The sequence below is a fragment of the Longicatena caecimuris genome (genome assembly GCF_004341945.1).
Classification (GTDB): Bacteria; Bacillota_I; Bacilli_A; order Erysipelotrichales; family Erysipelotrichaceae; genus Longicatena; species Longicatena caecimuris.
In genome coordinates, this window is sequence record NZ_SMBP01000019.1 from 1 (window position 1) to 12,896 (window position 12,896).

The following is a 12,896-nucleotide window of genomic DNA, read 5'->3' on the forward strand; positions in this document are numbered from 1 at the left end:
CGTTGACTCATTCCTCGTGCATACATCGCTAATACTTTATCTTCTATTCCTGAAACATCTCTTTGTCGTTTTGATATCAGCTGTGGCTCAAAAGAACCATCACGGTCTCTTGGTGTATCTATCGTGATATCTCCCTTTGTAGTATGAACAGTTTTTTGACCATATCCATTTCTACGATTCTGCGTTTGTTTATATTCTTTATTATTATTCTCATATCCTAAATGATGACTCATCTCACCTTGGAGCAACGATTCAAATATCGGACCAAAAAGTTCTTTGAGTGCTTCATCTGCATCTTCTGCTGATTGTGGATCAAATTGTTTTGCGATTTCTTGCGCGAGTGCTACTGTTTTTGGATCTCTTTTTATTCTTGCCATATGTTATTTCCTCTACTTTCTTTTATTGTATCATAAGCATATAAAAACTGTGTATCGTTAAGTCGTACGCTCTTAATTTACACAGTTTATTTTACACTCTCAAAATTCACAAAAAAAAGGAAGTATCCAATGATTATCATCATTTTTCTGCTTCCTATATTCTCGATTCAACATACAAAAACGCAACATGGTAACCTTTTATTTACCTGCAATATCTTCTTTTGTTGTCACCTTTATATTCTCATAACTGCCTTCTACCGCATATACTTCATAATCACCGCATAATTCCATGATTTGCGCATCATCTGTCGCCTGCAGCTGTTTTTCATATGCGATATGATAGGCTTTCAGGATAGCATCACTGCGAAAAGCTTGTGGTGTCTGTGCCTGATATAAGGTAGCACGCTGTGGAGTTGATACAACTTTTCCATGTTCCACTACTTTAATCGTATCTTTCACCGGCATCATTAATAAACAAGCAGCCTTTGTTTGAAGCGTATCCACAATGCGATCAATACATGTCATGGACAGCCATGGTCTGGCACCATCATGTATCAGCACATAATCACATGCTACAGCTTTTAACCCATTATAAACAGAATCCTGACGGGTAGTACCGCCTTGTACAAATACCACATTCCCCTTTGCACATAACTGCATAAAGGTTTCCATATCCTCTAAACTAGCTACTACAATGATCTGATGACAACGCTTATCTTGTCTAAAACATGCAATGGTCTCTTCTAAAATCGTCCTGCCATTCTTTAATGTAAATAACATTTTATTATATCCCAATCCCATACGACTGCCACTGCCTGCTGCTACAATGAGTGCTGTATATTTCATAAACCATTTCCTTTCTCGATCTTAAATACTTACATCAGTTTTCACAATTATACCATAGAATACGCTTATTTCTGAAAGAAACTTAAGCGAAACTGTGCTATAATTAGCTACAAGATAATATATCTCAAGATGAAGAAAGAAGGATCTTATGTATAAAGAAAGACGAAAAAAATTGGCTGCTGCTTTGCCAGATAATGCCATTGCCCTACTGTTTAGCAAAACAGCCCCTTATAAGGTCGGCGATGAAAAGTATGAATTCTCTGTAGACCGCAGTTTTTATTATATGAGTGGTTTAGACAAAGAAAATATGGTACTTGCCATCATCAAAGTTGAAGGACGTGTAAGTGAGTATTTATTTATTGAACGTTATGATGAAGAACTGGCAAAATGGGTCGGCGGCAGAATCATGCCAAAGGATGCCGCAAACATCTCCGGTATCCAAGAAATCTATTGGCGTGAAGAAGCCATGGATACCATAGGAAGTGTCTTATCACGTTATTTTAGTGGTTATGCAAATGTTGATGTATATGCGGATTTCACGAAACAAGAAGCTGAACAGGCGGATAGTGAAGCGCATATTTTTGCACGCAGTTTACTGCAAAGATATCCACACATCGTTTTACATGATCTGGCAGGATACATCAGTGCACTGCGTTTGGTTAAGGATGAAGATGAATTGGCAAAATTACAAAAAGCCATTGCGGTGACAAAGGAAGCCATTGAAAATATGATGGCTCATGCGCATGCCGGCATGGGAGAATACGAATTGGAAGCTTATTTTGATTTCGTCTTAAAATCAAATAACTGTCTGCATTCTTTCCCATCCATTGTGGCAGGAGGCAAAAATGCAACTATCCTACATTATCAGGAGAATAGTCAAAAAATCAAAGACCGCTCTTTGGTTTTATGCGATTTAGGGGCAGCTTATTCCTATATGAATGCCGATATTACACGCACCTTCCCGATAAATGGGAAGTTCACAAAACGCCAACGTCAAATTTATGACATTGTTTTAACAGCCAATAAGATGATCATGCAGATGGTAAAACCAGGTATAACCTTACGTGATTTAAATAATGAATTGATTAAATTTTATCATCAAGAATTAAGTAAACTTAATTTATTAAAACATGGAAAAAGTGTTGCCGATTATTATTGGCATGGAGTTTCCCACATGCTTGGCCTAGAAACACATGATGTCACCTTGCCAAACTATAAACTGCAGCCTGGCAATGTCTTTACAATTGAACCCGGCTTGTATTTAGAGGAGGAAGGCATTGGCATACGCATTGAAGATAATGTGCTGGTGGTGGAAGATGGCTGTATCAACTTAAGCAAAGATATTATCAAAGAACCGGATGAAATTGAAGCCTTTATGGCGGCTCATGCCAAATAAATCCTACGTGCAATCGTTAAGAAAGGGGTATACACATGAAAAAAATTTATGCAGAATTTAAAGAATTCATCATGCGTGGAAACGTGCTTGACTTAGCTGTTGGTGTTATCATCGGTGGTGCTTTTCAAAAAATCATTGGTTCTTTGGTGAATGATATCATCATGCCAATCATTACGATGATTACCGGTGGCATTGACTTTTCCAACTGGTTTATCGCCCTTGATGGCAATACGTACACTTCTTTAGCAAAAGCACAGGAAGCAAATGCATCTACCTTGAATTATGGTGTCTTTTTAACAGAGGTCATTAACTTTCTCATCATGGCCTTTGTAATCTTCATGATGGTCAAAACAATGAACTCCTTAGCGCGTAAAGCCCTTCGAAAAAAAGAAGAAGCAGCAGAAGCACCTACAACAAAAATTTGTCCTTTCTGTAAATCGGAAATCGCAATCGAGGCTACACGCTGTCCACATTGTACCAGTGCATTGCCTAACGAAGAAGAGGCAGCTGATGAAGTGGCAAGTGAATAGACGAATAACTTTCTGAATGAACATAAATACATCAAAAGAAAACTGGAACTTCCTATCGTAAGACATTCTGCTTATAGGATTGTTTCCAGTTTTTTATTTCTGATTTTATTTATTTTTACGATGCTGAATGTGATAACTACAGCTCATCAACAAACGATTTGGTAAAAAGCGTGTCGCGATATAAGAGGCTTTCATCAACATGCCGGGAATGATCAGTAACTTTTTTTCTAACATACGGCGTATGGTAATCGCAGCTACCTCTTCGCTTGTTTTTCCATCCATTAAAAACTTAACATTTGCCACCTTGTCGAATTCGGTTCTCACCGGTCCCGGGCATAATACCGAGATGGAAACATGACTGCCTTTTTTCTGCAGCTCTTTCCATATCGCCATCGACAAGCGAAGTACATAGCTCTTGGTCGCATAATAGGTTGCCATCAACGGTCCCGGTAAAAAAGCGGCGGAGCTGGCTACATTTAAGATATAGCCTTTATCACGACGAATAAAATCCTTTAAAAAGAGCTTGGTAAGAATATGCACCGCCTGTATATTAGTTTGCACCATCTGTAAATCTTTATCTATATCCGTTTCATGAAATTCCCCATAATCTCCAAAGCCGGCATTATTGATCAGAATATCAATAGGTTCATGGACAAAGCGTTGGTATAACGCTTCACAGTTCTCACGTTTTGAAACATCTAAAACAACTACGGTAACATGTACCGGTAATTCCTCTTTTAGTTCCATCAAACGTTCTTTTCTTCGTGCAACCAGAATCAAATCAACTTTGGCCTTTGCCAGAACTCTGGCCATATCTCTTCCAATCCCACTGCTGGCGCCGGTAATTAATGCTTTCATAACATCACTTCCTTATGTCTTTACTATAGCACATTTTTTCGGTTATAACGCTCATTTCCTTCTAGGTTTAGAAAAAGGAGGTTAGACCTCCACGAGATGCTGTTTTAGTTTTCTGGTTACTTCTTCCATGGATGTGCAAGAAGAAATCACTTCTTTAATCTTTGTATCCGCTAAAGTCTTATTCCATTGTTTTAAGACATTATGAACGATGTGCAATTTATCTTCCTGCTTCAGATCATGAAACCAGAAGATTTCATCAATGACGCTTAAAAATGATGCAGGCAACTGTCGAGATAAGATTTGTTCCAGACTTTGGGTTTCTTGAAAATGCAATTCACTGCTATTTGTTAGCGTGAAATCACCATTCAAGATCATGATACAATGGCGCAGATCCACCTTGTAAATATCATGTTCCATATACCCTTTTTCAATGGATTGACGTAAGAATTGCAGCTGTGCTTCATGCGCCATATGCAAATTCATGATACATACGATCGTATAGGGATTGCGTCTTAGTAAAGATAAATTATGCGCAAAGTTTTGTTCAAAGGCTGCCATATCAAAAGTTACCATATCTTCCTGATTAAAATAAGTGCGGTTAAATTTTTGCATCAGTGTCTTCTTCCCAACCCCGGGATTTCCTAAAAACAGCCAAACCCCTAAAGGACGTTGGGTAATTACGCCCTGCTCGATCCATTGTAACTGGGCAATTAATTTATCAATAACTTCTTCCTGTCCAATCAAGGATTCTTGCAGCTGCGCCTTTAACAATTGTACACGATCAACACTGGCAAGCGGAATCGCTGTAAGCTTTTCCACAACATCTTTAACCATATCTTCATTGACTTGATGCGTATTGCTCGCTTTCGCACTGACACAGGATAAATCTAATACATCAATCGCTTTATCCGGAAACTTACGCTGTGGCATATAATAGTCACAATACGCGACGATTTTCGCTAAGATATCCATCGGAATATGCACCTGATGAAAATCCTCATATTCTTTTACCTTAACCTTTAACATTTCCAATGTTTCGCTCTGATTTGGTTCTTTGATCGTGATAATTTGAAAACGCCGTTCTAAGGCTCGATCTTTTTCGATATATTTTTCATATTCTTCTACTGTTGTAGCACCGATACATTTAATCAATCCACGCGCAAGATATGGCTTTAACACACTGGATACATCAATGCTGCCTTCTGACTTACCTGCACCGATCATCTGATGGATCTCATCAATAAAAAGGATCACATTCGGATATTTCTCTAACAGGCGAATAATATTTTGCAATTTCTCTTCAAAATCGCCGCGATATTTCGTTCCTGCTACTAATGAATTCAGATGCAGTTCATAAATACTGGCATTGCGTAAGGATGGTACCTGATTTGCCTGTATCATCCCGGCAAGCTTTTCCACTAATGCGGTTTTCCCCACACCGGGTTCTCCGATCAATAATGGATTCGCCTTATCTTTTCTTGATAATACCGAAATCATAAAAGAAAGTTCTTTATCTCTACCTATAATATCCTGATTTAAACCACAGGTATTTAGATTCCGTAATTCATTTACTTTATCCAATTCATTACGTCCCCCATGTTCCATCTGCATCAGCAATACATTCTCATCAATATCATAGCGATGCAAGATTTCCGTAGCCACACAGCTTGCTGTCTGCAGCAGTGCTAAGGATAAGGAATGTACATCCATCACTTTTGCTTTTTTATGCTGTGCGATCTGCATGGCACGCTCTAAGATATCATCGACGACCTGAGTGATTTGGATTTCTTCAACACTTTGATCACGCAAGCCAAATAGTACCATTAAATCTTCTTTCATTTGATAGTAACAAACACCCTGTGCGCTGATTAACTGACATAACTGAGTCTCACTATCTTTTAAGATTGCCAGTAATAAATGCTCGCTTCCTATATAGTTGTTTCCCATATCACGCGCCTCTTCACCTGCGCTTTTCATGATATTTGTCACCTGTTTATTTAAACGATATTTCATATCTTCACCATCCGTTTCCATATAGCATATGATTTCTCTTGGTTGCTTTTGTTAGTATGGACTGCCAAATTCATTTAAAACGCAAGAAAGAAGTCTAAATCTTTCGATATCTTTATTGTATGAATTCAAGAAAAAGGATATGATAAACTCATAGAGAGGTATGAATGAATATGAACATAAAAGATTATGCAAAAAAGATAAACAAGGAAGCCATCTATTGTTGCTATGACACTTATATAGAAAATCCGAAAGAATATGAAAAAATCACGAGATATCAGATGCTTGCTTCCCTTTATGAAGTGTTTACACAAGAAGATGCTCTTTTTCACCTATTGAGTTACGAAGAATTTCTGTCATTAAAAGAATGTATAAAGAGTCCAAAGAAATCAGCAAATGGCTTTATTCCCCATAAAAACTCATAAGAATTTTGATTATCTTTTCAAATGTTGTCAAATGCCGGTATAACCTGTATTTACGGGCTTTTCCGATGTTTTCTTTTCGGAAGATACATTGCATAAGCTGGCATATCCATGTATGACTTTGCTTTCAAAAGTAGTAAAAGTGTAGTAAATTTAGCCTTTACTACTAAGCTGACAGCCGTTCCATTTCAGCTTTTGCAGAAACGAATGAACCATGTGCATAATAGCCAAGTGTCATGGTGATGTTGGAATGTCCCATAATGTACTGTAAGGTATTTGGGTTCATTCCTCTGTTTGCCATGTTGGTACAGAATGTATGTCTGAAAGTATGTGGGGTCACATTCGGTAACTTGTCCTTATGTGTCTTGTTGTACTTCTTAATCAGCCCTTTAACCATACCCTCATAATTTCCTGCTACCTTTGGTAAGCCCTCACGGTTGAGGAACAAGAAACTGTTGTAACCGTCAATCACGATTGGCTCTGCTTTCTTACGGTTCTTGCTAATGCGTCTAAACGCTTGATAAGCCTTTTCACTCATTGGGAGCTGGCGAATACCGCTGTTTGTCTTAGGCGGTTCAATGTAGTACCCGACTTCTGTATCTCTCAAAAGCTGGTGGTCTACATTGATTGACCTGTTTTGAAAGTCTAAGTCCTTAACTGTCAATCCACACAATTCTGAAACACGAAGCCCTGTTTCTAACAGAATGATGATTTCATCACGATACTTTTTATAAATCTTGTCGCTTTCCATAAAGGACAGCAGGTCTGCTTCCTGTTCTGGGGTTAATGCAATCTTAGGTTCAGTATCATCTTCCAGAACATCACTCAATTTGAAGTCGAAAGGGTTCTTTCTGATACAATCGTCCTGTATTGCTACATAGAATGACGCTTTCAGTGAACGCTTGAAATTGCTTATCGTCTTGTAGGCATATCCATTTTCATTCATTCTGATACACCATTCTTTAGCGTCTGACTGTTTGACCGTATCAATGCTTCTAGCACCGAGGGAGTCTTTTTTCAGAATGTCCATAAGGTACTTGCGTCCCTTTTCCGTATTGCGTTTGATGTTCTTTCTGTGGCTGTTCTTCTTAGCGTAAAGCTGGCAGACAGTCATTTTCTTTCCAACAGTGTCAATGCCGTCATTAAGGTCTTTTTGTATCGCCTGTTCTTTTTCACGGAGTGAAATATCTTCACGTTTTCCTGCTGGGGTTTTATCCGTTGGAACAAGTTTCCAAGCATACTCAAACTTTGGCTCTCCAAGTGCGTTTATATATTTGTAGGCGTATCTTCCGTCTTTTCTCTGGCTCTCTCCAGTCCTTAAAATTCGTCCTTTGTTATCACGTCTTTTTTCCATGATGTTAAGCTCCTTTCAAAGTAGAAAGAGCCTTGATACGACTACCTATATTGTACCATATTTCAGGCTCATTTTCACTAAATAACGTCCAAAGTATCAACGATTTTTTCAAACTGTTTCCGCTTAATCTGCACACGGTTTCCATTCATAATGACCCAGCCAGAGTTGATGTTTTCCTCTGCCAGCTTACGCAATTTCTTCTCCCCAATACGAAAATATTTAGACGCTTCCTCTATTGTCAAGGTGTATCTTTCCCAAATTGGCACATCAGTATTGTTCATAGTGTACCACCTCCTTTATGTGCTTTTTCAGAAGCAGACAGACGGCTTTGGAAAGCTCCGCTAGTATCTCAACTATTCTCATTCTTATGAGTGAACCGTATCATTAGGGCGTATCATTATTCTGTGAATACAGGTCAAGGCAGAACGACCATTCCAAAAGTCGCTCACGGATCACTGCATGAATCGCTCACTTTCTTTTGGGAAAGGTCATGGCGTGCAAGTTCCGTTGGCTCACTATACCCACAAACGTATCTGTCTGCTTTATTCAGTTGTCAAAGAACAAATCGGCTTATCAGCCTGTCAAAGCCTACTTGCGTGCAAATAAACTTTAACAGTATGATAAATTCCAGTCCCAGAGGGAGGACGCAGGAAAGGGGGTATTGCGTCACTCCGAATGGGAGAGGAACAAGGGGTTAGGCTACTTTAAAATCAAGCACCTTTTCTATCAGCTTTGTTTCCAGACGGCGACGCATATCATCATCAACACGGGTGTGTGGATTTCCGTAGTCGTCATAGACCGTCCTCATGGATAAACGGGCGATATATGGCTCATAATGGCTCAATACAATATCCATAGCCAAAGGGTCGCCCAAGGAAGCTGATACAATGACAGGGAAAGGCAACAGCCCATTCCCTTTATGTATGCTTTTATTCTTGTTCATGCTTTTTGTCCTCCATTCTTTTTTTCAAATCTTTCAGAGCTTTGTTCCTCTGGTCGTTCACTGTCCTGCGGACGCTGTTCAGCAGTTGTGCTATCTCAATGTCGCTGTATTCCAGAAAATAGGAAAGCAGTACAATGTCCCGTTTCTTTTCTGGAAGCTCCTGTAAGGCTTCTGCCAGCAGTTCGTCCCGTACTGCAATGTCATACTCCAATACTTTGAACAGGCTGTAATCAGTGGAATACTCGTCATAGGTACAGAGTGTTCCTAGCTGTTCCTGTGATAGCTCTGAAAACGAAGTCTGTACGCTGTTCATGTATTGGTTATTTCTCTGTATGTCGATTGCTTCATGTTTCAGTACACGTTTGCAGTAGCAGTCAAAGGTAAGCTGTTTTTCTTCTTCAAGGGAAGTGGCTTTTTTCACGTTCTCACCTCCTTCCGTTTATCAAAAGGCGGTGATTTCAACCATTCCTTCCCCCTTTCCGCCATTAGTACGAATGGGAGGGGGCGGTTTGGCAATGTTATGGAAAAAAGTTGCAGACAATTAAAAAAGCTCAAAACAGGTTGTCCCATTTGAGCTTTACTTAAAATATCTAACAAACACTTATGACGTTCTATCCAAAGTCCACAATATAGTGTTTTGGATAGGTTTTTATTATTTTAACTGTTTTACCTGTATTACAGCCTGTCTACTGCAATTTCCCATAAATAAAGCTCCTCCCATGCGAAAATGCCTGTTATGGTGCAAATTTCCGCATGATAAGGATAACGGACAATTCCTTTTAATCTCCTGTCATATTTCCGTTTTTTGGAAGGAATTAAAAAGGTTATTGCATGTCAGCATAATGCTGGTGCAATAACCCTTTACTATCTCAATCCAGTTTGTGTGTTCAGTTTATTTCGATAATATTCTTGCTTATCAGCAGGAATATGGTTGCAGAAATCATCAATCCATTTCTGGTATGTTTCTGCGGTATCTTCATCTAGGTAATAGGCTGGATAATCAGCCAGTATTTGATTTTCCCGTTCAAGCTGTCTAGTCAGCTTAACAGTTAATTCTATATACCGTTTATGCAGGTCTAGGGAATATTCCACATAGTCCAGTGCCATAGTAAGGTAGGTAATGCGTTCAAAATCCTGCAATGTCATGTCTATACGCCCTGTAAGCAAATCACGGTCATGTGGACTGCATAACGACAGGAAAGTGCTTTCCTCTTTTTCCAACTTCTCCATGCTTCGCCCTCCGCTATTTTACAGTTTGCGATTCAACTTTTTTGTCATTATATAAATAAATTCCTCTGGGGTAGGAGTGCTGTTCCCAAAATATTTTTTAAACTCTGCCTGTTTTTCTGGGTCTGGACTGTTCCGTGCTTCGTCAATGGTAGCCTGCATTTCTTCTCTTACTTCTGCGACAGAAATACCATGTGTACGGGCAATCGTTTTTAACAGGTCTTTTGTATCTCTTTTCTTAAAGCCAATCATATACATACCTCATTTCTTATATACTTGATAATCATAGCATTTTTACTATAACTCATGGAATGATTTATTTTATGACACCATTATAATACATTTTTGCAAAGGTTACAATATAAGAGAATACTTTTGACGAAAGGAGTGTGCCAGCTATGGAGCTTGACTTTAAAGCCATAGGAAAAAGAATAAAGATAGCAAGAATAAACCAGAACATAACACAAGAAACGGTTGCTGACAAAATAGGTGTCACTCCGCAACACGTCAGCAATATAGAAACTGGTAATTCCAGCGTCAGTCTAACGACACTTGTTGCGATTGCTAATCTGCTGAAAGTGTCGGCTGATGAATTGTTATGTGACACTATCTTGATTGCAAAACCAGTCTTTGAAAAAGAAGCGAAAGAATTGTTCAGCGATTGCAATGATTATGAAATACGGGTATTGGTTGATGTATTGAAAGCAACTAAGGCTTCTATGCGTACCGTAAAACTGTTTGAAACTACTATAAATGAGAATGAATAAAACCGTAGTCTGTATAGATCACACGAGTGTGAAGTACAGCTACGGTTTTTCTTCATTGAATTTGTAACCTACACCCCAGACTGTAAGAATGTACTTTGGGCTTTGTGGGTCTGGCTCTATTTTCATTCTTAGCTTTCGTATAAACCCTGTTAAGTTCTTAGCGTCTGCTACATAATCGTAGCCCCAGACATTGTCGTAGAGCTGTTCTTTTGTAAATACCTGTCCTTTATGTAACATGAGGAAGTAGAGCAGGTCAAATTCTTTGGCTGTCAAATATACAATATTTCCATCTTCATTATTAAAGGTACGGGCGTATGGGTCAAGATGAAATCCATTTACCGATTGCTTAATAAAGGCAGGAGGACTAGAGAATTTAGATGATAGCCATTCAACGGTTTGCTGAAATATTTGTTCTTCGGTTTCAGAAAATAATACCACTAATATTTTCCCATTTTATCGACCTCCTTCCAAATTCTATTTAGAGATAAACTGGAATTTATCGCTCTTTATGTTTTATATCAATTTACTTAATTCCAAATAAAAGTTTTGTTATTTTAAATCTTCTGCAAATTTCATAACACAATATGGAAAAAAGAAAGGTTCCCAGCATAATACTTAAGTATTGAAATGGTACGTTCAATTTTGTTTTTAAAACAAAATACGCCAGTACAACTAAAATTGACTGATGAAAATAATAGAGAGGAAAAGCCGCTTTTGATAAATACTGCATGATAGGATTTGTCTTATTAAAAAACTTTCTCCATACTCCCAAAAACGCTAAAATGCCAAACCATTTTACAATACGGTTTGCAATATCCCACACCAAGCCACACATATCAACTGTCATATAAATAAGGGATATTCCCGCAAACAGGCACAGCAGCAGTATCCAATTTTTCTCCAGCAATTCCTGCACTTCATCTAAGGAAAGCAGGAAGAAAGCGATAATGAACAAGGTAAATGCCTCGCCAATGCTTTTTCCTCCTGCAAAATCCAAAATCGGCGTCATGATTAGAATAGCTAGAAACAGCGGAAAGAGTTGCCATACTTTTATTTTTTTCCTATCAATCGGCTTATTCCGTTTCTGAAACAAAGCAATCATGGGAATTGCCGCCACAGACACAATAAACAAAAAGAGTATAAACCATAAATGTCCAGGAGTAAATCCACCGTCATATCCGGTCAGGTCAGTAAACTTCGTAAAATAAACTGCATAATGTGCAAAGTAATTTCCTTTATAGCCATTCCAAAATACATCTGCAATATAAGACTGTACTGGAATAATAAGCATAATTCCCACTAAAAGCGGTATCAACAGTTTTTTCACTCTTTCCATAAAAAATTCTTTTATGCTCCGCCTTTTTAAAGCGAATGCCACCGAAATCCCTGAAATAGTAAATAACAGCGACATCCACCAAGGCGTAAGAAACCCCATGGGAACAGCAAGCCCCTCCACAATCTGTCCATGTATATAAAAAGCCTCTCCAAAATCATTGAATATCATAGCTGTATGATACGGAATCAACAGCAATATGCAAAATACCCTTAAATTATCAATATAATATTTTCTCATTTCTCTGCCTTTCGTCTGGAAATTACGCCCTTCTTCTCGATAAATTCTAATTTATCTATTCATCAATTCAAGAGTTTTTTCAAATGAAATACATTCTGCGTATCTTCCATTCCAAATGTACTCATTATAATATCTATAAGAATTTTCCGCTGTCATATACTCATTATCAAGCGTACTATTTGTATTTGCTGGAACAATCATTTTAAGTCCATGCTCAAAACCACATTTCACTGTTGCATCCATGCAGTAATCTGTTTGTAGCCCTACAATAATAATTGTATCTTCTTCTTTTTCATGCAGGTAATCCAATAACCCTGTATCTCTAAAAGCACTGTTTACATTTTTATCAAAAACACGCTCATTTGGCATTGGCTGAAATTCTTCGTATATTTCATAGCCTAATGCGCCTTTAGTTAATTTCTGTCCAACACCATCATCATGTCTAACATAAATAACTTCTATATCATTATTGCGCGCCTCTTTGATTAGTGTTTTAATACGATATACAAAAGTCTGTAATTCGTATAAGTCATTATTCATAATTAAATTTTGAGTATCAACAACCAGCAATATCATTCTATTACCTCCCATAT

At 38.1% G+C, this 12,896-nt stretch carries 17 protein-coding genes; 4 read left to right on the plus strand and 13 right to left on the minus strand.

The genetic code is table 11. The features are described 5' to 3' along the window. On the minus strand, nt 1-377 hold a 377-nt coding region (locus tag EDD61_RS10485), incomplete at its 3' end, for a transposase (RefSeq protein ID WP_207901031.1). 198 nt (nt 378-575) lie between these two features. Continuing rightward, a complete protein-coding gene (gene ispD, locus EDD61_RS10490; protein ID WP_008978116.1) occupies nt 576-1,223 on the minus strand; it encodes a 2-C-methyl-D-erythritol 4-phosphate cytidylyltransferase in 648 nt (215 codons plus the stop codon). 148 nt (nt 1,224-1,371) lie between these two features. Between ispD and EDD61_RS10495 the strand changes: the two genes are divergently transcribed. Both EDD61_RS10495 and mscL read left to right on the plus strand, forming a co-directional pair. Next, a complete protein-coding gene (locus EDD61_RS10495) occupies nt 1,372-2,619 on the plus strand; it encodes an aminopeptidase P family protein (RefSeq protein WP_117547873.1) in 1,248 nt (415 codons plus the stop codon). 35 nt (nt 2,620-2,654) lie between these two features. Then, entirely contained in the window at nt 2,655-3,149 is a 495-nt protein-coding gene (gene mscL, locus EDD61_RS10500) for a large conductance mechanosensitive channel protein MscL (RefSeq protein ID WP_117547872.1), read from the plus strand. A 105-nt stretch (nt 3,150-3,254) separates the two neighbouring features. On the opposite strand, the gene EDD61_RS10505 is transcribed toward mscL, so the two are convergent. Then, nucleotides 3,255-4,007 (minus strand): SDR family NAD(P)-dependent oxidoreductase, encoded by a 753-nt coding sequence (locus tag EDD61_RS10505; protein WP_132225323.1) that lies wholly within the window; start codon nt 4,005-4,007, stop codon nt 3,255-3,257. Nucleotides 4,008-4,088: 81 nt separating this feature from the next. After that, the gene (locus tag EDD61_RS10510; RefSeq protein WP_243642719.1) at nt 4,089-6,020 is read right to left on the minus strand and encodes an AAA family ATPase; all 1,932 of its coding nucleotides are present in this window, start codon (nt 6,018-6,020) and stop codon (nt 4,089-4,091) included. A gap of 164 nt (nt 6,021-6,184) precedes the next feature. Here EDD61_RS10510 and EDD61_RS10515 point away from each other — a divergent pair, with 164 nt between their 5' ends. After that, a complete protein-coding gene (locus EDD61_RS10515; protein ID WP_132225327.1) occupies nt 6,185-6,442 on the plus strand; it encodes a hypothetical protein in 258 nt (85 codons plus the stop codon). A 163-nt stretch (nt 6,443-6,605) separates the two neighbouring features. Here EDD61_RS10515 and EDD61_RS10520 read toward each other — a convergent pair whose 3' ends face one another. From EDD61_RS10520 to EDD61_RS10550, 6 genes are all read right to left on the minus strand, one after another. Continuing rightward, the gene (locus EDD61_RS10520; RefSeq protein WP_207901033.1) at nt 6,606-7,796 is read right to left on the minus strand and encodes a tyrosine-type recombinase/integrase; all 1,191 of its coding nucleotides are present in this window, start codon (nt 7,794-7,796) and stop codon (nt 6,606-6,608) included. 74 nt (nt 7,797-7,870) lie between these two features. Next, nucleotides 7,871-8,074, minus strand: coding sequence for an excisionase (locus EDD61_RS10525; RefSeq protein WP_119957511.1), 204 nt, complete (start codon nt 8,072-8,074; stop codon nt 7,871-7,873). A 413-nt stretch (nt 8,075-8,487) separates the two neighbouring features. Next, the gene (locus EDD61_RS10535; RefSeq protein ID WP_119957668.1) at nt 8,488-8,736 is read right to left on the minus strand and encodes a helix-turn-helix domain-containing protein; all 249 of its coding nucleotides are present in this window, start codon (nt 8,734-8,736) and stop codon (nt 8,488-8,490) included. After that, the gene (locus tag EDD61_RS10540) at nt 8,723-9,157 is read right to left on the minus strand and encodes an RNA polymerase sigma factor (protein ID WP_119957669.1); all 435 of its coding nucleotides are present in this window, start codon (nt 9,155-9,157) and stop codon (nt 8,723-8,725) included. Before EDD61_RS10540 ends, EDD61_RS10535 begins: the two co-directional genes overlap by 14 nt. Before the next feature lie 443 nt (nt 9,158-9,600). Further along, nucleotides 9,601-9,966: a hypothetical protein gene (locus EDD61_RS10545; RefSeq protein WP_119957670.1), complete on the minus strand. Its 366-nt coding sequence runs from the start codon at nt 9,964-9,966 to the stop codon at nt 9,601-9,603. Between the two features lie 18 nt (nt 9,967-9,984). After that, nucleotides 9,985-10,215 (minus strand): sporulation initiation factor Spo0A C-terminal domain-containing protein, encoded by a 231-nt coding sequence (locus EDD61_RS10550; RefSeq protein WP_119957671.1) that lies wholly within the window; start codon nt 10,213-10,215, stop codon nt 9,985-9,987. Nucleotides 10,216-10,361: 146 nt separating this feature from the next. Between EDD61_RS10550 and EDD61_RS10555 the strand changes: the two genes are divergently transcribed. Beyond that, a complete protein-coding gene (locus EDD61_RS10555; protein ID WP_119983581.1) occupies nt 10,362-10,730 on the plus strand; it encodes a helix-turn-helix domain-containing protein in 369 nt (122 codons plus the stop codon). A 39-nt stretch (nt 10,731-10,769) separates the two neighbouring features. Here EDD61_RS10555 and EDD61_RS10560 read toward each other — a convergent pair whose 3' ends face one another. From EDD61_RS10560 to EDD61_RS10570, 3 genes are all read right to left on the minus strand, one after another. Next, entirely contained in the window at nt 10,770-11,168 is a 399-nt protein-coding gene (locus EDD61_RS10560) for a winged helix-turn-helix domain-containing protein (protein WP_243642720.1), read from the minus strand. Between the two features lie 85 nt (nt 11,169-11,253). After that, a complete protein-coding gene (locus tag EDD61_RS10565) occupies nt 11,254-12,303 on the minus strand; it encodes an acyltransferase family protein (RefSeq protein WP_119957621.1) in 1,050 nt (349 codons plus the stop codon). 51 nt (nt 12,304-12,354) lie between these two features. After that, a complete protein-coding gene (locus tag EDD61_RS10570; RefSeq protein ID WP_119957622.1) occupies nt 12,355-12,879 on the minus strand; it encodes a cysteine hydrolase family protein in 525 nt (174 codons plus the stop codon). Nucleotides 12,880-12,896: the final 17 nt, after the last annotated feature.